This window comes from Fervidobacterium sp., assembly GCA_026419195.1.
Classification (GTDB): Bacteria; Thermotogota; Thermotogae; order Thermotogales; family Fervidobacteriaceae; genus Fervidobacterium.
Genome location: JANZZV010000007.1, coordinates 57,646 through 82,613, shown reverse-complemented (window position 1 = coordinate 82,613; position 24,968 = coordinate 57,646). Strand labels below are relative to the sequence as shown.

Genomic DNA, 24,968 nt, shown 5'->3' with positions numbered 1-24,968 from the left:
TGATATCTTGGAATATTTTGAAAAGTTGTTCCAAGGTGTGGATGAGGGTTTGAAAGAGGAATTTTTCAAAAGAAAAAGACTTCAAGAAGAAAATTTTAATGAGAATAAAGACAGCTTTTCGGAGACCTTCTGGGATTTGTACCTAAGCATTGCCGAGTTACTCGATGATAACAGTCCGCTGGAACAAAGATTTTTTATAAGGGCTGGGATTGTTGATCCTAGATATATGACAAAAGAAGATATTGAACGTATAAAGGAGGTCTTGAGGTCTGAAGAAGATGATGTGATTTTCTATGCAGACGAGTGGATAATAAATGTAAAGAAGGGTAAAATACTCCCTTCGACTTTTGAAGATGTAATACAAGAAGCAAAACAGGAACGCTTTTTTGACGTTACTTGGATAGAAAAAGAATATGAAAGAAAATTGTTTGAAAGGACGGTGGAGGAAGAAAGACTGAAAGATCTTGTTAAAGGTGTACAAGGTAAAGGACCGTACTCAAAAGGAGTGTATGCTATTTTCGACGAAATAATAAGGTCCATAGGAAAGTTAAAAAAGATCGATAGTGATATCAAAAACCTAAAGGAAACAGTTGATAAAGTCAGTGAACAGCAAAAGTCAGTTTCTCCGAAAAAATCAGTAGAAAAACAATTTACCGAACATCTTGTCATAAAACAAATGGTTAAGAAAATAGTTGGAAAGGTAGGAATTCAATATCCAGCCTTAACGTCGAGTTATTTGAAGGAAACAAACAAAATACTTTCAAAACAATTTGTAAAGAACCTTTTGGAAAAACTAAAAAAAATTGATCCAACTGTATTCAATAGAAGTATACGTGGGACGGAGGTCTTTTTACCACCGTACGTGATTCTTCTACCAGGATACGGAGAAAATGGTTTTTGTTGGGAACCAATTGAAGGTACCAATATATACGGTAGAGGAAGAATTGTAATACCCATATTCTCAAGAAAGGGTGAAGATCCATTCTATCAGGCGTTTGGTGAATATCGTTGGAAACTTGAAAAAGAATTGTCTTTTGGACGATGGATGGAAGAAGGATTAACAGGTGAGTATTACAGATATCTTGAGAACAACAAGCTTAAAGGTAATCCCGCTGAATATTTCGTTAAAGATTACGTGCTTTGGGCAACAAAGGAAGTACAAGGTATACAAAAATTGGAAAAACCAATTCGTGAGATTTTTTGGCGGTATGTTCCTTTTGATGATTCTATCAAAGAAAGACTTTCAAAGGTGAGTTATATCTATCAACAGCTTTGGGAGAAGGATTTGAGAAGAAGGCAAAAAGAAAATTTGTAAATGGGCAAAGGAGGAATTTAAAGTGAAAAGCAAAATTGTAACATTTTCAATTATCATCTCTATAGCCATCGCTATAGGGTTATTTTTCTTTTTACGTGAGGTCTTTTCTGGTAGAGTTATACTTAGAGAATATATATTCCAAGTAGGTAAATTTCAGTTAAGGTGGTACAGTTTATGTATTGCTACAGGAATATTGACATCCTATGTGTTGGCAAAAAGGAGATTAAAAAACTATCCTATTAAAGATGAAGACCTTGATGAGGGGTTATTTTGGGGTATCATATCCGGTATTATAGGTGCAAGAGCTTATTACGTTGCCTTTAACTGGTCATATTATTCAAAATATCCATCAGAAATCTGGAAAATATGGCATGGTGGATTGGCAATTCATGGTGCAATATTTGGTGTGTTGTTAATGATATTTATCTATTCGAAGATAAAGAAATATTTTACATTTTTTCATGCAACAGACTTGTTTACTTCTGTCTTACCACTAGGGCAAGCAATTGGTAGGTGGGGAAATTTCTTTAATTATGAAGCATACGGAAGACCAACAAATTTACCATGGAGGATGTATATACCACCGGAAAAAAGAATTCCTGGATTTGATACGGCAGAGTTTTTTCATCCTACATTTTTGTATGAAAGTTTATGGGATCTATCAATCTTCGTGTTTTTGTATTTCTTTGCCGAGAAAAAGAAACGAGAATACGGAGAAACAACGGCGCTATATTTAATTCTGTATTCCTTGGGAAGGTTCTTGATAGAATCGTTAAGACTTGACAGCTTGATGGCTGGTGGAATGAGGGCAGCCCAACTTGTAAGTCTTGTGTTAATTGGAATAGGTGCCTCATGGTACGGTTACATCCTTGGAAGATCGCGCAAATCAAACAGAGAAGAAAAAGATCAAACGAAATAGAAACTATAGATGTCTAAATGTATGCATAGCTATGGAACGAATTATAACTTGTTACTGACCTTCACCATAAGGGGGGATTGTATGGAAAGAGCTGAAAAGATGGTGAGTTACGTAAAATACGAACGTGAACTTGAAAATGAGTACAGAGAAAAACTTTCCGATGCAAAACGTAAAAGCGATGTTCGTGATGTGTTTTCAGAATTTTTGATAAAGCTTTTGAAAAGGATAGTTCCAGAAGTTTCTTTGTCATTAGTGGAGTACATAAAATTCGAAGACAAAGAGTTCAAATTTGAATTTACCGGAGAACTTCAAAAATTAATAGATGATCTAGGAAAAAGTAGTGATTTAAAAGCCATCATAAATCGCATGTACGAAAGTGCATTGCACAGATACAAAAAGATAGAGCATGACGAAAATCTTGATTACTTTAGAATGAACAACAGCAGGTAAAAAATAAAAAGTTCTCCCCCTCCCCACCCCCTATTAAAACATTATCCCCGCAAACGCGGGGATTTTTTTATTCTCCAAAAACCTGACTTAAAAAACACATTCCTTCTTTTACAACCCCACCATTTTTCGCCGCATAGAAAGTGATTTTATTTTTTCCAGGAAACTGTATGTATTTCACATGTACATAACCATCCTTAGCTCTTAGTACCCCTTCTTCTGTTGATTTATCAATCCTTACAATTGTTCCTGGCTCTTCATCTTCTAATATATGTTCCGACGTGCTTTCTGTTTTACAGGCTCCAAATAATTTAACTTCAACATTGTTTAAAATGCACCTAGCACCTGGGGATGGATCGTAAGCGCGTATCTTATTTCTGACATCGCAAGCTGTTTTTGAAAAATCAATGTATAGATCTTCCTTTTCTATTTTTGGTGCATATGTAGCTTTTGAGTGTTCTTGAGGTCTAAGTGCAACTGGATAAGAATTCAAAAATCTCCCAAGAAGCTTGGTACCAATATCTATGAATCTCTTGTATAGATCCCCAAAGGTCTCACAATCTCCGATTTCAAATTCTTCCTGCAAAGCAATATCTCCTTCGTCCATTCCTTCGTTTATTTTAAATATAGTAACTCCTGTTACTCTGTCACCGTTCTCGATAGCTCTCTGCATAGGTGCGGGTCCTCGGTACTTTGGGAGGAGGGAAGTATGTACATTGTACAGTGGAATTGTGTCAAGAAAAGGGCTTTTTATAAGCCTTCCATAAGCAACTACAATACCTATATCTGGTTTATATTCATTTATTATCTCTAAACCTTCTTTATTCAAATTCGCCGGTTGAAAAACAGGGATATGATATTGCAAAGCCACTTCTTTAACAGGTGTTGGTAATAATTTTAGCCCTCTACCCCTTGGTTTGTCTTTTTGTGAAATAACCGCTACTACGTTAAACTTGTTTACTAAGAGATAACGTAAATATTCAGCGGCAAATTCTGGAGTCCCCATAAATAAGATCCGCATAGATAAACCTCCTATGTGCGGAATTATAAATCCAAAAACAATAAAATTTTTACACGCTATCTAGAACAATTTCAAATTTGATTAACTACCAATCAGAGTTATTAAGTCAACACTCATTATACCACAACTTTTCTCCAATTAGAGAGTTTGAAAAACAGATAGGTTATCAAAAAAACAATGAGATTACTTATGATCATTCCTATAAATACCCCTTTAAAACCAAGCGTCATAGAAAGAAAGGCGATTATTGGTATTCTAATTCCCCAAAGTCTGAGTACATCTCCTATCATGGTCAAAAATGTCTTACCGGCTCCTATGAGTGCATTATTATAAATCATGTATGCAGTGAATATCGGCATGGAAAAAGATATATACTTGAAAAATATCTCACCCATAGTAATAACTTCCGAGTCATTGATAAAAAATCTTGTGACTTGTTTACCATAAATAAACGTAATCGTGGATAATATACCGATGATAACAACATTCCATAAAAACGCCGTTTTAACTGTCTTTTCAGCATCTTGGAATCTTCTTGCCCCCACAAATTGTCCAACCATCGTAGAGACTGCCCCAGCTAACCCAAAGGATACCATTGAAACAAGATTTATAATTCTGTTGCCAATTCCATAAGCACTTATAACAGCCGGTCCAAACATAGCAACATACTTCATAATCACAGCAAAGCCTGCAGAGGTAATAGACATACCGAGTGCATTAGGTAATCCTAGTTTAAAGATCAGCGCTATTATCTTCCAATCAGGCTTTAAATCCTTTCTTGATACACTAACAACGGCTTTTTTTGAGACAACATGATAAATCGAAATCAGCGCTGCTACAAATCTTCCAATGTTGGTTGCCCAAGCAGCTCCCTCAACTCCAAGTTTTGGGAACGGTCCTATTCCAAAGATCAATATTGGATCAAAGAGTATGTTAAGCAAATTCATATAAAGTGTAATTCTCATGCCAAACTGCGAATCTCCAACTGCCCTCATAGTAGAGGTTGTAGCATTTATAATAAAAACTAATGGTAAGCCCAACATGTCCACTATGTAGTAAGCTTTTGCATATGGAATAACCGAATAACTCTTGCTACCTGCTATAGTTTTTACTATAAAAGACGCAGATGCAATACCTAATACAGTTGATAACACACCAATAGCAATTGTAACAATGTATAACTGTCCTATAGATTTCCTTACGGCGTCAATATCCCGTTTTCCATAATTTTGGGCAACTATGGCAATACCTGCATTTGAAAAGCCAATCGCCAATGAGATAAAGGTAAAGATAACCGGCCACGTTATTGTAGAAGCTGAGAATTGAACTGATCCAAGCTTCCCAAGAAAATAGGAATCCACTATATTGTACAATGTCTGAAATGCATTTGAAATCACAAGAGGCCAAGCTAAATGAAATATAGAGTATTCAATTCTTTCGTTAAGAACATCTACCCTTGCCATACCATAACCCCTCTTCTCAAAAATGAAATTAATTCGCTATACGAACAATTTTAACATATGCTTTCATTATATTCAAGTATCTCGTTAATAAACAATTGAAATATATTCGGAATAGTAGTAAAATATCAAAGCAGCAAAAAGTTCCGAAAGTTTTTCAAATACTCCCAAGAAGAGCGGGCAGGCGCGGGATAACCGTACGAGGTTTTCCCGAGGAAAGTCCGGACTCCGTGGGCAGGATGCTGACCAACGGTCAGGTAGCGTGAGCTACGGACAGGGCCATAGAAACGGAAACCGCCTGAAAGGTTTTTAACTGAGTAAGGCAAGGGTGGAAAGGTGAGGTAAGAGCTCACCAGCAGTGCAGTGATGCACTGGCTTGGCAACCCCCATCCGGAGCAAGGTCAAGCAGGGGGTGGGCGGTCCCACCCATATTCCCCCGGGTAGACCGCATAGACAGATGCCTGCTTAAGACAGAATCCGGCTTATAGCTCTTCTTGGGAGTTTTATACTTTTTAAAATAAAAAAGGGGTAGTCTAGAAGTCAAAGATGTGTTTTGCGAAAGAGCGGTTCAAGTTGAAGAAGCTTTCCCAAAACTATAAAAAAGAAAAAATGGGCACAATAAATTATGCCCATTTGTTCAAGTACCTCATAAATTATCTAACTTGCCAATTAAAATGATTAGTAAACTTCTTGATAATGGTAATAGCGAGATGTTATTATCTTTTTTGGAAAGACAAAAGGTATACCAAAAATTCCAGCAATGGTGATAAAATCAAAACGTTTATTATTTTTGTAAAGTTGTATATGACTTTTCAATCAAATATTATAAAATCCTATATTCCGGTAATCCATTTTTAAAAGGTGGATAAACTTCACCTTCGATAAGAGGCAATGCATAAGAGAAAAATTTATCTGTTATCATATAGCCATCATAAAAATCTTTTGAGAGTTCTCTCGTTTGTTCTGCTACAAGGTTTAATGGAACAGAACCATACTTTATTTGATATGGACTATTAGATACACGTTCCATAGTTACCATTACACCATAATTATCTTCCAACGCATATTTTACGGCCATTCTTCCACACATTTCTGCTTCATGCAAATCAACAGCACTTGCTATATGTCGACCACTTCTTTGTAAATAGTCAGGGATAGCTACGTGGGTCTTTAGCCCGAGCTCTGATCTAACCATTCCAGCAATTGTAAAACCTACACCTCCAAGTTGTCTGTTACCAAAACTATCAGTGTATCCCATATCAGATACAAAGAAACCATCTGGATACTTGAGCCCCTCAGCCACGGCGATCGAGCAATAGCCCTTTTGTGAAATTACCTTTTCTACAGCACCAAGAAATTCATCTTTATTAAATGGCTTTTCTGGCAACAAAATAACATCAGCCCCTATGCCATTTATCCATCCAAGTCCTGCTGCAGCAGCCAGCCAGCCAGCATGTCTACCCATTATTTCCATAACAAAAACCTGGGTTGAATCGACATACATGCTTCTTAAATCAAGAGAGGCTTCCATCATCGCTATAGCGATATACTTTGCTGCAGAACCATATCCCGGACAATGATCAGTGTGAGGTAGGTCGTTGTCTATCGTTTTTGGAACACCAACAACTTTGAGTTCATAACCTCGTTTTTGAGCCTCCACTTGTACACGCCATGCTGTGTCCATTGAATCGTTACCACCGTTGTAAAAAAAATACTTAATATCATTCTTCCTCAGTATTTCAAATAACTTCTCTATATCAGCATCACTTTTCATCTTCTTTCTACAAGAACCAAACGCTCCCGCGGGTGTATACCTAAGAAACTCAATATCCAACTCTGTTGCGTCGAGGAATTTCTCTTTGAGTATCCCCGTCACACCATTAATACCGACAAGTATCTCAAGACCATTTTTTCTTGCCTCATCAATAACTCCATATGCACTTGCATTAATAACACTTGTAACTCCTCCTGATTGTGCGTAAAGTGCTCGCATACGATTGACCCTCCTTATCGCCGGTGTTCGTTCTGTTCTAAGAACTTTCATTTTTTAATTTTATCATAAACTATCGAAACTTGTGAACAATTAATTGAGAAAAAAAGGTACTTGAAATGAAATAGGTTCCATGCTAAAATATTTATTGTCAGGCAATTGTCAAATAATGCCGAGGTGGCGGAATTGGCAGACGCGGTTGACTCAAAATCAACAGGAGCTAGGCTCCGTGCGGGTTCAAGTCCCGCCCTCGGCACCAGATGATAAAAATCAAAAAGTGCGGTGAAAAAACACCGCACTTTTTGATTTTCTTTTGATTTTTGACTTATCCAAGCAACCTCAAAACGTTTAAACTATTGACATTCGATTGAGAAATTACACCAGCTGTTGCTTGTATTTGAAGTCTGTTTCTCACCCAATCCATAATACTGCGTGCCATATCTGTGCCTGTTAATACACTTACCGAGGAAGTAAGATTCAGCATAGTTTCACTTAAATTTCTTGCTGCACTCTCAAGTCTGTTTACAGTTGAACCTATATAACTCCTGGTATTTGATACATTGGAAATTACCTGGTCTAATGTTTTCAAAGCGTTTTGTGCGTTTTCTGTACTGTTTATGTTAACATTCTCGAGTCCTAAGGACCTAATGTCCATGCTTGGGAGGGTAACCGTCATTTTTTGACCTTGATTTGGACCAAGTTGGACCTCCATATTTCTTATATCACCGCCAAGTACTTGCCTGTTGTTGTAAGTTGTTTGCTGTACAACTTTATTGATCCCTTGAGAAAGTTCTGAAAACTCTCGTTGTAAAGCTGCTCTCTCATTTTCACTCAGTGTACTATTTGAAGCCTGAACTGCAAGCTCACGCATCCTTTGTAAATTGGTTGTAATACTTTGAATACCTCCTTCAGCAACATTCATCACACCTATCGCATTATAGGTGCTCACCATTGCTTCACGATAACCATTAATTTGTGAGCGTATTCTCTCACCTATAACACTTGAAGATATATCTTGCCTAAATGGTATAGTAGCTTGTGCTATGCTCTGTTGTTGTAACCCTTGTTGTGTTTGAAAATTTTGAAGATATCTTATCGCCCACATACTAACGTTATTACTTATACGCATCGGTTATCCCTCCCGATAAGCACGGACGAAGGTTTACAAGGAGAAAAGGAGTTATGGCAAGATCGGTTCATTGCTTTTTCCTCATTCATTTTATATTAGACTTTATAAATCTTGAAATCGTTCAAAAGTTTTTTGACTTTCAAAGAAAAATTATGGTATACTAATGTATAGTATCATTTTTGTTTTGTGCCTTTCTGTATTTTTGTTTTATGAAGAGGTCATGCATTATTGTTTATAAATACTTAAAACATCAAGGAGGTGTAGGAGTTGTTCAAGCAGATTGCACTTTTGGATATGGATTCTTACTTTGCATCCATTGAATGCGTTAAGAATCCAAGATTAAACAATTACCCTATTGCAGTTGTGGGAAATGGTAAAAATCCTGTTGTCACGAGCGTAAATTACAGAGCGAAAGCTTTTGGTATAAAAGCTGGAATGGGATTAAAGGAAGCAAAAAATCTTTGCCGTAACATATTATTTCTAAAGGCTGATTTTTCTTATTACGAATTCACCACGTTGAAAATCGTTAGTATTATAGATAAATACTTTCCAATTTATAAAGAGGCGAGCATAGATGAATTTTATATTGCTTTGGATAATACGGACCAGCCAATAAAGAGATTAATGGATCTAAAAGATGAGATAAAAGAAAAGCTTTCGCTTAGCTGTACTGTGGGAGTCGCTAAAAATCCTATAATCGCAAAGATTGCGTGCGAATTTGCAAAGCCGGATGGTTTTCTTATAGTGGATGATTTTGATAAATTTTCAAACCTGGTAAGTATAAACTTTGTACCCGGAATAGGTCAAAAGAGTATTAAATTGCTTAATGAATACAATGTTTGCACTTTAAAAGATTTTTTAAATCGCAAAGAGATTCATTATCTTTTTGACAAACTAAGAATTTGTATTCTAAAAGATTACACAGAACCTGAATTTTTCAAAATTAATATTCCAAGGAGTATTGGACACTATCTTACATTAGATGAGAAATTAGACAATTTAGAGGAAATTTTGGAAATTGGTAGATATCTTCTTTTTGGTTTATACTCAAGATTGCTAAGATACAGACTTGGTGTAAAGACTTTATCTGCCTATTTAAAGGATAGCTTTGGTAATTTTTCATCCTCAAAAAGCCTATGGTTTTATTCTAAGGATTATGTTTTAATTTCGAAAATTTTAGATGATTTGTACAAAGGTTTGTTCTCAGGGAAACCAGTTAGTAAAATTGGGCTAAGCTTGAATAATTTAAAATTGATTGAGAATTTTCAAGAAAGTTTATTTTGGGATGATATAACAAGAAAATTTGAAAATTTGGCAAGTATTAATATTAATAATCTGTACTTTGCTGGTTTTCTTACATTGAAAAGAAAAAAAGAAGGTGGCTCTTTCTAAGAGCCACCTTGGATTAATGACGATATTTATTTCACTTTGAATATCCAAATGTCACTGCCGCCTATGTTTTTACCAATGTCAATGTCTTTTGAGAAGGATGTGCCAATAATTACCGCTGTTCCATCTTCTTCTAAGTGAATGTCGTATGCATAGTCGGCAAGCGTGCCACCGTATGTCTTATACCATCTGAGGTTTCCAAGTTCATCTATATCGACTACAAGTATATCTACTCCTCCTTTGTGACCTTCAAACTTAGATAATGTATGTCCAACTATCATAAATCCACCATCTGAGAACTCGGCAGCACTGTAAGCAACATCTTCTTCAACTCCACCGTATGTCTTTTGCCATATTATGTTACCTTGCATGTCAACTTTTACAATCCAGAAGTCCCAATAACCAGCATTCTTTTGCACATCACCATCAACAGAAGTCGTATAACCTATCAGCAGGAGATTTCCGTCTCTTGTTCTAAGTAGTTTGGAAATTTCGTCTTGATCACTACCGCCGTATGCTTTGTTAAGTGTTATCTTCTTGAGATCTTTAGTTACTTTAAACAACCAGATATCGGAGCTTCCATGGTTGTATGGAATATCTCCTTCAAGTGAATAGGTAACACCAGCTATAATGTATCCATCATCCACTTCGATTAAATCAATGGCTTTATCCCTGTCAAGACCACCAAATGTTTTGCCAGTTAACAAGTTACCTTTTGGATCAATTTTGATTATCCACGCATCCCATGTACCTATATTGCCACCAGTATCTCCGTTAACAGAATTTGTTGTACCAGCTATAAGATAATTACCATCTGAAGTTTGAATAACTTTGTAAGCTAAATCGTTACCTGTTCCTCCGTACAATTTCGTCCACAACGTGTTGCCTGACTTATCAAGCATCGTTACAAGGTAATCCCATCCACCTTTACCTTTCTGACCATCAACTTCTGTGGAGGCCGTGTAGCCCAAAACAATGTAACCGTTCTTTGTTTCTATTACATCAGATGCCTCTTCCCAACCGTTCCCACCGATAAGTTTTATCCATTCAACGTCTAAGTTTTTGCTTAATTTAACCACAATTATATCGGATTCACCTTTGAATCCTGGTAACTCTGAAGACTGAGTGTTACCAACGATTATGTAACCACCATCTGAGGTCTTGGCAATTGCTTTACCACCATCAGCCTTAGTACCGCCAAGAGATTTTTGATTATCTATTGTTGGAAGCTTAGTTCTAAACTTGAATTCACTCTCTATCTCTCCAAATTTGTTTCTTGCTATGACCTTCCAATTGTACCATGTTCCATAGTGCAATTTTGGTAAGGTATACTCTGGTGATGTAAGAGTACCAAGTGGTTCAAGTAGCATTGTGCCAAAGAAAAGATCAAATTCCTCTGCTCGTTCACTCTTCCATTTAAGTGTTACATCAAGTGGTACCTCTTTATCACCATCTTTTGGATATATTGCTACCGGTTTTTCTGGAATTTGGCCAGTTGTAAATTTCCAGATTGGTCCTTCACTATTACCGAACCTGTTCTTTGCTATAACTTTCCAATAGTATGTTGTCCCGAATAGTAAGTCGTAAAATTCCACAGCGCTCAGTTTGATGTCACCTTCAAGTAAATCGAGTTTGTCCGGAGCAAATCCTATATACAGATCGTAACTTTCAGCTTTGGAGCTTTCCCACCTGAGTACCAATCTGTTGAATTGGTCAGTTGCACCATCAGGTGGTTCTGGATTGAACGGTACTGCTGGTACGTTACCTACGGTGAACTTCCAAACTGGACTCTCTGTTTCACCAAATTCGTTCTTGGCTAAAACTTTCCAATAATATGTCACACCGAGTTCAAGCTCTTCAAGTTTGAGTGTGTTCTCAGTAATGTTCTCGGCAACAAGCTCAAGTTCGTCCGCTGATTTACCAAGGTAAACGTCGTAGTTATCTGCGCATTCAAATTCCCATTCAAGTATTGGCGATTTCCACACATCTTCTTCACCATCAAATGGCTGAACAACACCAATCAATTCCGGTGCTTTTCCTGTTTTAAACATCTCTACGTCGCTAATGCTTTCACCAAAATCATTTTTAGCAACGACTTTCCAAAAGTAAGTTGTATCCATTGGAAGGTTGTATGGTAATGCGTATTCTTGTTCAGTAGTCGTTGCTATCAACTCCATGCTATCGTACGTTTCACCAAGGTACAAGTCGTACTCGTAAGCCTCTTCACTTTCCCATTTGAAAGTAGGTTGTAACCGAATTTTGTCACCAATAGGTTCTTTAAGAATTGGTTTAGTTGGTATATCGCCAGTCGTAAATGACCAAACAGGTCCCTCTGTTTCACCATAGGCATTCTTCGCAATAACTTTCCAATAATAAGTCGTTCCAAGTTCGAGTCTTGGTAACTCAAAACTATTCTCAAGGGATGAACCTATTAACGACAGGTCAGAGGCGTTCTTGCCAAAGTAGATGTCAAACTCAGATGCTCTCTCAGATTCCCATAAGAGGACAGGTTCAACCCAAACTTTCTTTGCTCCATCGTGTGGTACAGGATTTTCCGGTGTCGTGGGTGCGTCTCCCGTTCTAAATGAAAAGACCGGACTCTCAGCTTGACCGAATGCATTTTTAGCAACTATTTTCCACTGATATATCGTTCCAGGCTTCAAATCTTCCACTGTGTATTGCTTGTCAAAATAATTTGTTTCTTTAAGTTTTAAGTCTCCTTCTTCTCCGAAATACAGATCGAACATCTTGGCTCGTAATGAATCCCATTTCAAAGTAACGTTGGGCAAGACATCACGTTGTCCATTTTCAGGTTCTATTAAAGCAACCTCACCTGGTATAAATTCCGAATTTTGGAAATCTAACAAGGCATTAACAAGTACGGCTCCTGTTCCTATTATTACTTTTAGTGGAATGTTTGCAAGGGATATTTTATCTCTTACAACCTCAACAGCATCCTTTCTACCATAAGCAACTATTCTCTCATCTTTGTTATCGATAATTCCAAAAACCTTAACAATAACGTTGTATTTTCCAGTTTTTAGCTTTGTTATAAGTCCTGTGGCTTCTCCCGTATCTCTGTTGTAATTCAATTCAAAAGGTCCTTCTACAACTTCTTGGTTAAATATTTCTACAGTTGCCCTTGTAATCCAAATGCCGAGATCTAGAAGTGCCTTGTCAAGCTCTGATAACGTGAGAGAATACTCTTCGTACTGTCCGGGAGGTAATATTGGTTGAACTATAGGTGCGTATTTCTCCAAAAGCTCGCTGAGAGCCTTGTTTAAGTCAATACCAGGTTTTTCTAATAAGGCCTTGAGTTCGTGATACAGTTTTGACAAAGGTGTCATTTGTGGGTTTTGAGCAAAGCTGACAAACGAAAAAAGCAGAAAGACACAAACCAAAAAAAACATGGTAGATCTGCGCATAAAAGTTTTCCCCCCTTCTGTAAATAGTATTCGCACAATATAAAAATCCTTCTGTGATTATTATATCACAACAGATTTTAAGTTATGCAATACTTTTTTCAAAACTCCAAATTTGAAACCAAAGTTTGTTATCAAGAATGATAAACTAAAAAAGCCGATAATTTATTTAACATAAACCTTCCGGTTAAGAATCTAATTCTCTTGATTCCAATACATTTTCGCAGTTTGAAGCAACATAAAAATCAGTGGTGGTCTTAGACCACCACTGATTCTCATATCTCAATTCAAACATTGATATTAGTTGATATTAAAAGTTATAAACTAGCTAAGTGCCCTTGGATCAAAAGCGTCTCTAAGTCCATCTCCAATGAAGTTAAAAGAGAGAACAACAATGAATATGAATGCACCAGGTATAAGTAACCATGGGGCTTTTTCAAGAATGTACACGTCCTGAGCAGCTGTCAACATGTTACCCCAGGATGCCGAAGGTTCTCTTATACCAAGTCCAAGATAGGAAAGTCCAGCTTCACCAAGGATGTAGCCAGGAATTGCAAGTGTAGAACTAACTATTATGTAAGTTGCAAGATTTGGTATAATGTGACGCCACATGATTCTCATGTCTGGGTAACCAAGTGCAATTGCAGCTTCAACATACTCCCTTTGCCTTTCAGCAAGTATCTGTCCTCTTATGATTCTTGCTCTTCCAGGCCAACCAAGGAATGCGAGTATGAATATCAGTAACATGTATGTTGTTGAACTTGGGATATCAATTGGAAGAATTGCACGCAACAAAAGTAGTAAATAAAATCCAGGAATAGCCATTAGAATTTCACAAAATCTCATTATAAGTTCATCTACCAAACCACCATAAAATCCTGCGATTGCCCCAAAAAAGAGCGAAAGTACAAGTGTAACGAATAATCCTATAAATCCTATTGTCAGTGAAATACGTGAAGCAAATATAATTCTACTCCAAACGTCTCTACCATATCTGTCTGAGCCAAAGATATTAATAGAGGCATACTCGTTGTTATCATAATTTTCAATGCCGAAGAGATGATAATGTAGTGGAATTAACCAAAATAGATATCCAACTCTTTCTGGGTCTGTGTCGTTTGGTCCCCATGATCTTACAAAAAATTTGATTGGATAGAACTTGTAATCATAAGAGACTATTTTTGCCTCATCCAATGAAATTTCATGTTCATTGCCTTGTTCATCGTAATATTTTATCCCTACAAGGTCTTGTTCAAGTTTGATTGCGGTAAGTCTTTCCATCGCTTCTTGTTCGTTCATTGCATAAAATCCTATTTTCCATCCCTCATTTTGTGCAACAAACGAACGAGCGGTTCTTGAAGTCGTTGTTCTTATGTTTTTGCCCTTTTCTAATATTTCGTTATCAACACCAAAAACAAGTGAATTAACAGTCTCTGTTTCGTCGCTGTATTGTTTCCATTCGCCATCAATCTGTGCATGTTTTATAGTTCTGACAACCAGTTTTATCGATTGAGCAAGAACAAACTTATCATCTAGTTCTCTACCTTTTGGAAGATACTTTGGAACAATCGTTCCATCGCTTCTGATTTCAACAACGTGCTTATCAATTATAGATAATTCTTCCCCGCTATTGTATTTAACTTTTATTCTACTTGGAAAAAGCATCATTCTAAAATTTTGTGTATAGTCCAATTTATCTATATAACTTATTTCGGGCAGCACGTATGGAGATAATCTTGTCTTCAAGTCATTTACTTGATACTTTGTTAAAACAGCTGTTGGCTTTTTAAGAGAGTGATTCAGGTTTTGTGTAAATGGATTATAAGGAGCCAAGAAATCAGCAAATATCATTGCAATGTACATTATTATAAGCACCCACAAGCCGAACATTGCAAGTTTATTTTTTTTGAAAGCGCGCCACATTAATTGTCCTCTTGTTAGATATACTTCTTCAAAATCTATTGCACCACTTTCGTCTGTTGGAATGTTTTGTTGATTGATTTTTCTCTTTTCTTCGCTCATTTTTTCAAGCCCTCCTTATTCGTATCTAATTCTTGGATCTACTGCTGCGAGTAGTATGTCACCGACAAGATTACCAAGTACTAATAACACAACACTAATGACCGTACTTGCCATGACAACATAATAATCTTTTTGGAGAAGAGCTTGATAAGTAAGCCTTCCAAGACCTGGCCAGGAAAATATCGTTTCTGTGATTACCGCACCGCTGAGCAAACCAGCTAAACTTCCTCCAAACATTGTAACAAGCGGGTTAATGGCATTTCTTAATGCATGCTTGTATATGACAACCCTTTCGGGCATTCCTTTCGCTCTTGCAAATTCAACGTAATCTTCGTTGAGAACATCGAGTAGAGTACCTCTTTGATACCTCATCAATCCTGCAAATCCACCGAATGTTAACGTGAATGCTGGAAGTTGTAATCGCCAGAATATGTCTTTAAATGCATTCCATACATCGAGTCTAACAGTTTCTGGACTATACATACCACCTACGGGGAACCATCCAGTACGCGCTGCCATGTAGAGTAAAAGTAAAGCCAAGAAAAATCCTGGCAGTGCCAACCCACTGAATGCAACAACTGTGAGTATTTTATCAGTTGTAGTGTACTTTTTCAGTGCTGAAAGCACACCAAGAACGATTCCTATAATCCAGGAAAGAACAAATGAATACAATGAAAGTACAAACGTACCAAGTAATCTTTCCGAAATCAAATCTATAACAGGTCTTCTGTAATAAAATGAATAACCAAAGTCCAGTCTGAGTAGTTTGCCAAACCAATAAAAATACTGAACAACGGCAGGTTTATCCAATCCAAGTTCTTTTGCCATCGATTGTAAAGTCTCCTTAGAAATCGACGGATCAAGTTTGTACTGATCCAAAAATGTACCCGGTGATAACTGCATAAGTGTGAAGACAATAATCGTTATTATCCATAATTCTGGCAGCATTATTATTAGTCTTCGTGCAATATATTTGATCAAACCTATTCACCTCTCCCTCTTTAGTATGACTTCATCAGATGGTTAAACATATAAAAATGAATTGTAATTCATCAATATTTAAGTTAACCGGACTCCGGAAACCGGATTCCGGAGTCCGGAAGCAGGTTGTTAGTATCAGTTTTCGTCCTTATAGAGCCAATCGATGTTCCAAGTGGTTCCACCAAGCATTGTTATCCTAACGTTCTTTACTGTGTTTCTCCATGCAAAAAGCCTTAAGCTATTAACCGTGTAGATAAGTGGTAAGTTTTCAGATGCAAGTTTTTGGAATTTTGCCCAGTAGTCTTTCACAACTTCGTTATCAAGTATCCTCACATTTTCCCTGAATATCTTGTCGATTTCCTTTTCAAAGTCTGGTAAGAAATAAGCTTTCGCATCAACCCAGCTTGCTACGTTAGGTGACAAATTCCAGAAATGCAATGAACCATCGACAGCCCAAACGTTTCTTCCACCTTGCGGTTCGTCAGAACCTGTTAATCCGATGATTATTGCATCCCAATCACCAACATTAAGCATTCTGTTGACAAGTGTGTTGAAGTCTCCAGGAACAAATGTAATATCCATACCGAGTTGTTTAAGAGCAGCTGTTATGATATTACCCATACCTTCACGAATTGTATTTCCAGCATTCGTTTCAATAACAAATTTGACTGGTCTGCCTTTGCTATCGATGAGTTTACCGTTTTTGTCCCAGCTGAATCCACCAAGTTTAAGTTCTGCCCTTGCCTTGTTAAGATCGTATGGATATTTGACGGAGACTTTTTCATTGTAAAATGGAGAAGCCATTGATACTGGTGACCATTGTTCTACAGCAAGACCATTGAAGAGTGTATCAATCATCTTTTTCTTATCCATTGCATAAGCAACTGCTCTTCTGAAATTTGGATTTCTAAACCATTCCCTCTTTGCCTCGTCTTTGTTGTTCCAGTTGAATGTGATAAATTGTGTACCGTAAGCTGGACCGTAAGCAAGGACTGTTATGTTGAATTTCTTTTCATTTTCCTTGAAGTAGTTGAATTCCGTTCCCCTTGGTGAGTAAATGTCAACTTCACCTTTTTCAAATGCAAGCTTTTGTGCATCTTGGGAGGAAATAATCTTGTACACTACTTCCTTTAAGTAAGGAAGTTGTTGACCGTTTTTGTCCTTTTTCCAGTAATTTGGATTGGCTACAAATCTGACAAATTGGTCTGGGACGTATTCCACAGGAATAAATGGTCCCAAGCCAACGATTTCTTTTTTATTTATTGCGTCCACTGTCCAGAACTCAGCAAACTTTTTGTTCTTAACCCAACTTTCAGCTTTGTGTTTCGGGAATATGTACATTCCTCCAAGGTATCTGAGAGCAAGCCTAAATGGTTCTGGATAGTACATTCTTACTGTGTAATCATCAATCTTTGTAGCTTTTGGTAAATAACCATTTGTACTTTTGATAATGTCTTTGAATGAACTTGGGATATCTGGGTTTGTGTAGATTTCGTTTAATGTGAAAACAACATCATCAGCATCAAATGGTGTTCCATCACTCCATTTTACACCTTTTCTAAGGTACCAAATAATTTCCATGCCACCATCTTTTGTTAGACGTGGGCCAACCCATTTTTCAGCAAGTGCCGGGTAAAATTCCCCATCGATGGCTGATCTTTCAATAAGTACACCGCCCCAACCCATGAAAAGTGAAATAACATCTGAAGAACTTGTTTCTTTTGATACAGTGTCGTTAACTGTTCTCGGACCGCTGAGTGTTGGAATGATGAGTGTACCACCTTTTTTTCCTGTTGCATCAAATCCGATGTAGTTAGCAAATGCGAAGAAAACAAATAGAGAAACTAAAAGTGTCACGAGAACCTTCCTCATACCTACACCTCCCTTTTATCTACCAGGTAACATGCAACCTGGTGATTTGAAGAAATTGCTTTCATCTCAGGATATTCTTTATCACATATATCCATTCTAAATGGACATCTTGGGTGGAAGAAACATCCCTTTGGCCTTGCTATTGGACTTGGAACGTTTCCAGTAAGTATTATTCTTTTTCTTTTCTTTTCAATTGCTGGATCAGGTATTGGTGAAGCAGATAACAACGCCTTTGTGTACGGATGAACTGGGTTATCAAATACCTCATTTACATCTCCCATTTCGACTATCTTTCCTAAATACATAACAGCGACTTTGTGACTTATAAATCTAACAAGTGCCAAGTTGTGCGAAATGAAAACGTAGGTTAACCCCAAATCAGCTTGGAATTTGAGTAAAAGGTTCACTATTTGAGCCTGAACTGAAACATCAAGTGCAGAAGTAGGTTCGTCAAGATAAATTATTTCAGGATCAACACTCAAAGCTCGTGCAATAGCTATTCTCTGTTTTTGTCCACCACTGAATTGATGTGGATACCTATCCATATGGAATGGTTTTAGTCCAACCATTTTTAGTAGCTCTACAGCCTTATCATTTGCTTCTTGTTGGTTTTGTACAATTTTATGAAACAACATCGGCTCTGTCAAGATCTGTCCTACGGTCATTCTTGGGTTTAGCGAACCTATTGGATTTTGGAAAACTATCTGCATCTTTCTCCTAAACGGTAATAATTCTTCTCTTGAAAGTCTAGATATATCTTTTCCAAGAACTTCTATCTTTCCATCAGTAGGATCTATCAATCTTAACATTGTTCTTGCCGTTGTTGTCTTACCACATCCAGATTCTCCAACAAGGGCAAATGTCTCACCACGTTTAACTTCGAAAGAAACTTCATCGACTGCCTTTACGTCTGCAACGTGCTTTTTTATTAGAAACCCTTTGTATATTGGGAAATACTTTTTCAACTTTTCAACTCTTATGATTGTTTCGTTTGCTTTATCAGGCATTTACATCCCCTCCAGCCTCTACAGGGTTAAAACACCTTACATAGTGACCTGGTTGTAGTTCTTCAAATTTTGGTAATTCTTTTGAACACCTATCAAGTCTCCTTGGACACCTTGGTGCAAATGGGCAAACATCTGGAACATCTATCATTCTCGGTGGTTGGCCAGGTATCGATTCTAATTTTTCTTGTTTAATATCAACCCTTGGTATAGACTTAAGAAGCATATTTGTATACGGGTGCATTGGTTGGTGGAAAAGTTCTTCTGCAGGGGCAAGCTCCATTTGTCTTCCACCATACATAACCATAACTCTATCCGCCATCGCGGATATCACGCCAAGATCATGTGTTATAAATATTGTACCTGTTTTCAGTTCTTTTTGCAGGTTTTTCATTAATTCCAGTACCTGAGCCTGTATCGTAACGTCAAGTGCTGTAGTTGGTTCATCCGCAATCAATATCTTCGGATTACATGAAAGTGCTATAGCAATAACAACCCTTTGTTTCATACCACCACTGAATTCAAAGGGATAAGAATTCATCCTCTTCTCTGGTTCCGGAATCTGAACTTTATCAAGCATCTCCACAGCTAATTTCCAAGCTGTTGGTCTATCGACATCTTGATGTTGCATAATAGTTTCCATCAATTGGTCACCTATTGTGTAAAGAGGGTTAAGAGATGTTAATGGATCTTGGAAGATCATAGAAATCTCTTTCCCTCTTATTTCTGTCAATTGATCTTCATCCATCTTAACTATATCTTCTTCTTTACCGCGGCCTTTGTAAATTATTTGCCCACCAACGATTTTACCAGGATAGTGAATCAGTCGCATAATACTTCTAACCGTTATACTCTTACCAGAGCCTGTCTCTCCAACTATTCCAAGAACTTCATTTTCCGAAAGTTCGAACGATACATCGTTGACTGCTTTAAGCACACCTTCTTCCAAATAAAACCAGGTGCTCAGATTTCTAACGCTGAGTATGGATTCCAAAACTACCAAGCCTCCTTTGTAATTTTGTCTATTTCTATTACTCCAAGGATTTTGCACATATCCCAGTTTGGAAATTGGGAAGTAATAACAAGTTGTCGGATTTGATACAATCAATTGACTGTTAGAAATTATAACACAAGTTTATGTTTTGAAACAATACCTTCTTTTTTTGAATATTTTTGAAAACTTTGTGAGTTTCTCTCTTATTTTAAATGTTTTTTTGTTAACCTCATCTATGTTGTAGATATTGTACATTCGCTTATGTCAGAAAATTTAAAATACATTTTTCAGAGTTGGTCTCATTTATTTTGGTAATTCCTATTCAACATTCTTATAGTCATCATTACCTTTGTCACGAATTCTTCCCTAAGATTGCTTATGTTACCATATTTTGATAAGATTTCTTCTTCAAAAAGTTCAACTTTAACCTCTCCACCACTTGTTCTAATTTGAATGGAATAGCTTGTTGCACCAATTTCACCGGATTTGGTTGGGAATAAAATTCGCTCTTGTGAAAAACTTGCTGATAAGATGATTTTAGTTGGTACGACATAGTATCCAGTTAACAAATACGTTTTGCTCTGAATTTGTGCTTTTGCTTCTTGGATATAAATTACATCATCCTTAATGGTAAAAGCGACCAAATAAACTGGAATAAAGATTTTTGGAATTCCTTTTTTTGATTTTACATAGAATTCATCTTCCATCCACGGCCTGAACGATATAAAGTCTCCAATTAGTATGGAACCGTCTTTTGTTGCGTCTTCTAAAAATGCTTTTCTAATTTCAGATAAATGACTCTCAAATTTTTTCGATGGAGAAAATCTCAGAAGGTAGATTAAAATCTCAAATGAGAAATATAACAAGACAACAATTCCAAAGGCATTTTTTATAAATTTTAGTATAAAGAGAAATTCTTTAAGAAAATCAATGTAACCAAGGAAGTCAATTGAAATACTTAACAATATGATTCCAACTATTGTACCAAAGATAGCACCTACCGGAAAACGTAGAAAAAAATCTTTATCCGTTTTCATCAATATCCCCCTTTTTCAGTTAAGTTCCGTATCTTATTCTTCGATATTTTTAATGAACTCTTCATACTTTCTGTCTATTTCTTCCTTTTCTTTTTTTATCAACGAAAGTTTTTCTCTTGCTTTCATCAGTAACGTTATAGCCTTAGAGTAAAGTTGCATTTGCTTTTCTATTTCAAGTTCAGAAGACAAAAACTTTGATTTTATGAACTCAACAATTTCTAAAAGTTCTCTAAATTGAAGCTTATCTATATCTTCTTCTTTGAGCTTTAACACATCCTGTATATCCTTTAACTCCATGACTATTCCTCCTTAATCAAATTGCTCTTCAAATGACAAAAATAATATTTAATCTCTATTGATTTTTTCAATCCTAGCACCAACACTACCGTCTAAGAAATTAAGTATCACAAGATCATTTTGTGATAAATGCTTTTTGCCTTGTACAATTGTCCCATCTTTTGTAACCACAGCTCCACCAAATAAGAATGCTGAAAATGGCCCACCTATTTTCATCAAATCTTCCCTCTGAGTTTCAATTACACTCATCGTAGAAACGTATGTTTTTTCAAGAATTTCCGATAGACTTTGTAAATTGTCAATTCTTTGCTTTTGTAGTTGGATTTCCATTTGTATGGTCCTTGATAATAATTCACTGTCCTGCTTAAATGTTTTGTTTATCTTTTCAATATGGAAATCTATGTTATTAGATAATGATTCTAAAAAGTTTTTTGAAAGCAACTTTTCGTATTCACTTATAGAAAACAAGTTATAGATTGTTTCACTGTCTTTTGCTAGCTCTTTATACATTTTGGCAAGATTTTTATTAAATATATCTTCGAGAACTGTCTTGGTATCTCTACCAATTCTTGTTGCTACAACTTCTATTCTGTTGAGAATTAATTGCCTTATTTCTCTGTAGTTTGTTTCTGTCAGGTTAAGGTAACCTTTTAACTGATTTGATATTTCTTTTGCAACCGCTGTTGGTGTAGGGAACCTGCGCCAAGCGACAAAATCTGGTATCGTTTCATCCTTTTCATGTCCTATTCCGGTCAGTACCGGAATAAATTCATTCATATAAGCAATACGACGTGCCAAGTTATAGTCGTCAAAGTACATCAAATCGCTTGGACCACCACCACCACGAATTATAACTATAACATCATATTTTATCATAGATTCTCTGCAAAACAATTCTATCCTATTCAATGCCGAGATTACTTCCTCAGCGGTGGTTGCACCTTGCATCGAAGATTCGTACAAGTGTACAACAGGACGCATAGTATCAGGCACAAGGAGGTTAGACAAAAAGTCAAAATATCCTTGTGCTGTCTTAGATGAAATCACGGCTATACATTTAATTGGTTCAAGTTCGGTTAATTCATGTAGGACTTCCGTTAATAATCCCTCTTTTTTTAACAATTGCTTTATCTTTTGTCTTCTTTTCAGTATATCAGATTCTCCTTGTGGTAGTACAGAATCTGCCCAAAAACTAAGTTGGGCTCTATCAGAGTAAAATGACAACCTTCCTTGAAATTCCCATTTCTTGTGTTCCAACTCATCTGGACTTTTTAAACCCAGTGTATCTAAAATCGTACGCGTAAGGTTTTTCCATATTATAACAGTTAACTCTGTCTTTTTGCCGTCTGTTGTTTCTTGGGAAACAGTTATATAAAGTGAACCATTATACGGTTTTACCTTAACCACATCTGCAGAAAATTTGTATCTTGTTTTCATAAAATCTGTTTCTTTGAGTCTGGATTCAACGTACTCCATAAAATCTCTTAGTGTTGAAAATTCAATAATCTGTGAATCGTTATATTTGAATGGTATACTTTCCATCGCTACCAACCTCAATATACTTTGTTTTCATTTCTCCCCTCTTGTCGATTATCCTAAATTCCCACAATCTTTTTCGAGTCTCATAAGCATTTTTAACGGTCTGAATTTCAATATATTTATCACTTACAATTATCTTTTTCAAGTTGTAAATTCCCTTTTTGTAGTCCAGACTTACTCCGTCATCTTCATAAAACCATGTTTTTGCTCGTTTACCTAAGAAAACATTCCAAACTATTTTATCAATTTTTTCAAACTCGACAAATTGTTGTGGCTGTGCAGTTGGAATTGCCGTGTTAATAAGCTGAAATGCAGGTATATATTCAATCGGAGTATCTACCACATTCCACCCCTTTTTATATATTTTTCCATCGAAGATATTTATGGCTTTGTTGGGTAACCAAACAAGTCTTTTTTGCACATCGGGTCTGTAAACTGGCGCAACAACTATTGCTTCACCAAACATGAACTGATCTTCTATAGAAAGCGCTTCAGCTCTTTTGAAATCGTAAACCATTGGTCTAACTAATGGAACATTCTTCATTAATCCAACCATGTACTGTGTATATATGTATGGTATCAGGCGATATCTGTATTCTATAACGCTTCTCAATATATTTTCAACACTTTTTCCAAACTCCCATGGTTCTTGCCTTTTTGTACCTATTGCTGAATGATTTCTAAACATTGGGCTGAACAAACCAAGCTGCATATATCTTATTAACATTTGTGCATTTACATCACCGCCGAACCCTCCTACATCAAACCCGGAATAAAACACCCCACACAAGCTCAAAGAATTAATTCGAATCACTTCTTGAAGAATATGTTCCCACCAACTGTGGTTATCCCCAGTCCAGACACCACCGTATCGTTGTATTCCAGAATAAGCAGACCGCGTTATCAGGAAAGGTCGTTTCTTGTGCTGTTTTTGAATCATTTCACTTGTGGCTCTTGTCATATTTAAGCCATACGTATTTCTAACCTTCCAGTGTGGTGTTCCGTCGATATGGAATATCTCGTCTCCGTGACCCTTTCGACCAATTTCTCCGATTTTTCCAAGTGTACTTGCAAGATTTATTCCATCTTCCAAACTTGCGCTTTCGAGCCATTCACGAGCTTCTCTCAAATCTTTTTCAGTAGCAAATATGGCTATTTCGTTCATGTCGTTCCAAAAACCATCAATCCCTTCTTCAAGGTACTTTCTTGCATTTTTCGACCACCATCTACGCACTTTTGCTGCTCTAAAATCTGGGAATCTTACCCTACCAGGCCAGACTGCTCCTTCAAAATCTTTCCCGTTTTTATCTTTCAAGAAATACTTACCCTTTGCTTTTTCAAAAATTTCATAACCATTTTCAACCTTGACACCGGGATCGAGTATAGATATCACCTTAAAACCTTCACTGTGAAGTTTCTCAAGCATATTTTTATAATGTGGAAAGTTTTTGCTGTTCCATGTGAAAACTTTATACTGCTCCATATAATCGATGTCAAGATAAATAACATCGCAGGGAATTCTCTTCTCCCTAAGCTTTGCAGCAACGTTTATCACTTCTTCTTCATTAAAATAACTCCATCTTGACTGTTGATATCCAAATGCCCAAATTGGAAATGCTACGTTCTTTCCTGTTAGATTTATGTATTGAGCTAGAATATCCTTTATGTCTTCACCTGTAATTATGTATTGAAAAAATCCAGAGCCTTTTATTTTGTAAGTCAACAGCCTATTATTGTCAGAATCTATATCAATCTCCATCCACCCAGGATAGTCTGTAAAGCAACCATAAACTGTTTCTAAATCATTGGAAACAAATATGAAGAATGGAAAACTTTTGTATAAAGGATCTGCTGAAGGATGGTGCGTAAAATTGTCTGTATTCCAAAATGTATATTTACGTCCTTTTCTGTTTAATGGACCAACCTTGTCCCCAAATCCAAAATAGTGTCCATCAGATTTTGATAGCCTTTTTAACACTAGCAAACCTTCTTCGCGACCTAAGTATATATCCTCGAACAGATCAGCAAATTGTCTTGGCTTGGCATCAATAAAAGAATTTCTAACGACTGCTTCACTGTCTACATCTGGGAGAAAATATGTGAGTCTGTAGACCACAGTAATACCTCCAT

The 24,968-nt window shown here is 36.6% G+C and carries 18 protein-coding genes, 1 tRNA gene and 1 other RNA gene; 6 read left to right on the top strand and 14 right to left on the bottom strand.

Annotated elements, in window-relative coordinates; translation table 11 throughout:
• Window positions 1-7: 7 nt before the first annotated feature.
• The 3 genes from N2Z58_06865 (at window position 8) to N2Z58_06855 (ending at window position 2,684) form a co-directional block, all read left to right on the top strand.
• Window positions 8-1,315, top strand: coding sequence for a hypothetical protein (locus N2Z58_06865; protein ID MCX7654375.1), 1,308 nt, complete (start codon window positions 8-10; stop codon window positions 1,313-1,315).
• Window positions 1,316-1,337: 22 nt separating this feature from the next.
• The gene (gene lgt / locus N2Z58_06860) at window positions 1,338-2,234 is read left to right on the top strand and encodes a prolipoprotein diacylglyceryl transferase (protein ID MCX7654374.1); all 897 of its coding nucleotides are present in this window, start codon (window positions 1,338-1,340) and stop codon (window positions 2,232-2,234) included.
• Between the two features lie 81 nt (window positions 2,235-2,315).
• Window positions 2,316-2,684, top strand: coding sequence for a hypothetical protein (locus N2Z58_06855; protein MCX7654373.1), 369 nt, complete (start codon window positions 2,316-2,318; stop codon window positions 2,682-2,684).
• Between the two features lie 67 nt (window positions 2,685-2,751).
• Here the strand turns inward: N2Z58_06855 and fmt are convergent, their stop codons facing one another.
• Window positions 2,752-3,702, bottom strand: coding sequence for a methionyl-tRNA formyltransferase (gene fmt, locus N2Z58_06850; GenBank protein MCX7654372.1), 951 nt, complete (start codon window positions 3,700-3,702; stop codon window positions 2,752-2,754).
• Between the two features lie 116 nt (window positions 3,703-3,818).
• The gene (locus N2Z58_06845; GenBank protein MCX7654371.1) at window positions 3,819-5,165 is read right to left on the bottom strand and encodes an MATE family efflux transporter; all 1,347 of its coding nucleotides are present in this window, start codon (window positions 5,163-5,165) and stop codon (window positions 3,819-3,821) included.
• Window positions 5,166-5,330: 165 nt separating this feature from the next.
• Between N2Z58_06845 and rnpB the strand changes: the two genes are divergently transcribed.
• Window positions 5,331-5,663: RNase P RNA component class A (rnpB, locus tag N2Z58_06840), an RNA gene on the top strand.
• 322 nt (window positions 5,664-5,985) lie between these two features.
• Here rnpB and N2Z58_06835 read toward each other — a convergent pair.
• A complete protein-coding gene (locus tag N2Z58_06835) occupies window positions 5,986-7,155 on the bottom strand; it encodes a 6-phosphofructokinase (protein MCX7654370.1) in 1,170 nt (389 codons plus the stop codon).
• 168 nt (window positions 7,156-7,323) lie between these two features.
• Between N2Z58_06835 and N2Z58_06830 the strand changes: the two genes are divergently transcribed.
• Window positions 7,324-7,411: transfer RNA gene (locus tag N2Z58_06830), tRNA-Leu, on the top strand.
• 66 nt (window positions 7,412-7,477) lie between these two features.
• Here the strand turns inward: N2Z58_06830 and N2Z58_06825 are convergent.
• On the bottom strand, window positions 7,478-8,281 hold the full coding sequence (locus N2Z58_06825) for a flagellin (protein ID MCX7654369.1): 804 nt from the start codon (window positions 8,279-8,281) through the stop codon (window positions 7,478-7,480).
• 267 nt (window positions 8,282-8,548) lie between these two features.
• Here N2Z58_06825 and N2Z58_06820 point away from each other — a divergent pair, with 267 nt between their 5' ends.
• A complete protein-coding gene (locus tag N2Z58_06820; GenBank protein MCX7654368.1) occupies window positions 8,549-9,673 on the top strand; it encodes a hypothetical protein in 1,125 nt (374 codons plus the stop codon).
• A 26-nt stretch (window positions 9,674-9,699) separates the two neighbouring features.
• Here N2Z58_06820 and N2Z58_06815 read toward each other — a convergent pair whose 3' ends face one another.
• From N2Z58_06815 to N2Z58_06770, 10 genes are all read right to left on the bottom strand, one after another.
• A complete protein-coding gene (locus N2Z58_06815; protein ID MCX7654367.1) occupies window positions 9,700-13,095 on the bottom strand; it encodes a hypothetical protein in 3,396 nt (1,131 codons plus the stop codon).
• Window positions 13,096-13,416: 321 nt separating this feature from the next.
• Complete coding sequence (locus tag N2Z58_06810) at window positions 13,417-15,114, bottom strand: ABC transporter permease (GenBank protein MCX7654366.1); 1,698 nt, start codon at window positions 15,112-15,114, stop codon at window positions 13,417-13,419.
• Window positions 15,115-15,129: 15 nt separating this feature from the next.
• Window positions 15,130-16,095 carry an ABC transporter permease gene (locus N2Z58_06805; GenBank protein MCX7654365.1) on the bottom strand — a complete coding sequence of 322 codons (966 nt, stop codon included), beginning with the start codon at window positions 16,093-16,095 and terminating at the stop codon, window positions 15,130-15,132.
• A gap of 135 nt (window positions 16,096-16,230) precedes the next feature.
• Window positions 16,231-17,967: an ABC transporter substrate-binding protein gene (locus N2Z58_06800; protein MCX7654364.1), complete on the bottom strand. Its 1,737-nt coding sequence runs from the start codon at window positions 17,965-17,967 to the stop codon at window positions 16,231-16,233.
• A 2-nt stretch (window positions 17,968-17,969) separates the two neighbouring features.
• Window positions 17,970-18,974 carry a dipeptide ABC transporter ATP-binding protein gene (locus N2Z58_06795; GenBank protein ID MCX7654363.1) on the bottom strand — a complete coding sequence of 335 codons (1,005 nt, stop codon included), beginning with the start codon at window positions 18,972-18,974 and terminating at the stop codon, window positions 17,970-17,972.
• Window positions 18,967-19,965: an ABC transporter ATP-binding protein gene (locus N2Z58_06790; protein MCX7654362.1), complete on the bottom strand. Its 999-nt coding sequence runs from the start codon at window positions 19,963-19,965 to the stop codon at window positions 18,967-18,969. Before N2Z58_06790 ends, N2Z58_06795 begins: the two co-directional genes overlap by 8 nt.
• Before the next feature lie 299 nt (window positions 19,966-20,264).
• Window positions 20,265-21,002: a hypothetical protein gene (locus tag N2Z58_06785; GenBank protein ID MCX7654361.1), complete on the bottom strand. Its 738-nt coding sequence runs from the start codon at window positions 21,000-21,002 to the stop codon at window positions 20,265-20,267.
• A gap of 33 nt (window positions 21,003-21,035) precedes the next feature.
• Window positions 21,036-21,299, bottom strand: a complete 264-nt coding sequence (locus tag N2Z58_06780) for an exodeoxyribonuclease VII (GenBank protein MCX7654360.1) — start codon at window positions 21,297-21,299, stop codon at window positions 21,036-21,038.
• Between the two features lie 48 nt (window positions 21,300-21,347).
• Entirely contained in the window at window positions 21,348-22,841 is a 1,494-nt protein-coding gene (gene xseA / locus N2Z58_06775; protein ID MCX7654359.1) for an exodeoxyribonuclease VII large subunit, read from the bottom strand.
• Window positions 22,816-24,954: a DUF5110 domain-containing protein gene (locus N2Z58_06770; GenBank protein ID MCX7654358.1), complete on the bottom strand. Its 2,139-nt coding sequence runs from the start codon at window positions 24,952-24,954 to the stop codon at window positions 22,816-22,818. Before N2Z58_06770 ends, xseA begins: the two co-directional genes overlap by 26 nt.
• Window positions 24,955-24,968 lie beyond the last annotated feature (14 nt).

Bases quoted from the DNA above. Each gene is read 5' to 3' on its own strand.
- N2Z58_06810 (MCX7654366.1), bottom strand. From the start codon at position 15,114: ATGAGCGAAGAAAAGAGAAAAATCAATCAACAAAACATTCCAACAGAC.
- N2Z58_06835 (MCX7654370.1), bottom strand. From the start codon at position 7,155: ATGCGAGCACTTTACGCACAATCAGGAGGAGTTACAAGTGTTATTAAT.
- N2Z58_06785 (MCX7654361.1), bottom strand. From the start codon at position 21,002: ATGAAAACGGATAAAGATTTTTTTCTACGTTTTCCGGTAGGTGCTATC.
- N2Z58_06855 (MCX7654373.1), top strand. From the start codon at position 2,316: ATGGAAAGAGCTGAAAAGATGGTGAGTTACGTAAAATACGAACGTGAA.
- N2Z58_06815 (MCX7654367.1), bottom strand. From the start codon at position 13,095: ATGCGCAGATCTACCATGTTTTTTTTGGTTTGTGTCTTTCTGCTTTTT.
- N2Z58_06780 (MCX7654360.1), bottom strand. From the start codon at position 21,299: ATGGAGTTAAAGGATATACAGGATGTGTTAAAGCTCAAAGAAGAAGAT.
- N2Z58_06845 (MCX7654371.1), bottom strand. From the start codon at position 5,165: ATGGCAAGGGTAGATGTTCTTAACGAAAGAATTGAATACTCTATATTT.
- xseA (MCX7654359.1), bottom strand. From the start codon at position 22,841: ATGGAAAGTATACCATTCAAATATAACGATTCACAGATTATTGAATTT.
- N2Z58_06825 (MCX7654369.1), bottom strand. From the start codon at position 8,281: ATGCGTATAAGTAATAACGTTAGTATGTGGGCGATAAGATATCTTCAA.
- N2Z58_06795 (MCX7654363.1), bottom strand. From the start codon at position 18,974: ATGCCTGATAAAGCAAACGAAACAATCATAAGAGTTGAAAAGTTGAAA.
- N2Z58_06800 (MCX7654364.1), bottom strand. From the start codon at position 17,967: ATGAGGAAGGTTCTCGTGACACTTTTAGTTTCTCTATTTGTTTTCTTC.
- fmt (MCX7654372.1), bottom strand. From the start codon at position 3,702: ATGCGGATCTTATTTATGGGGACTCCAGAATTTGCCGCTGAATATTTA.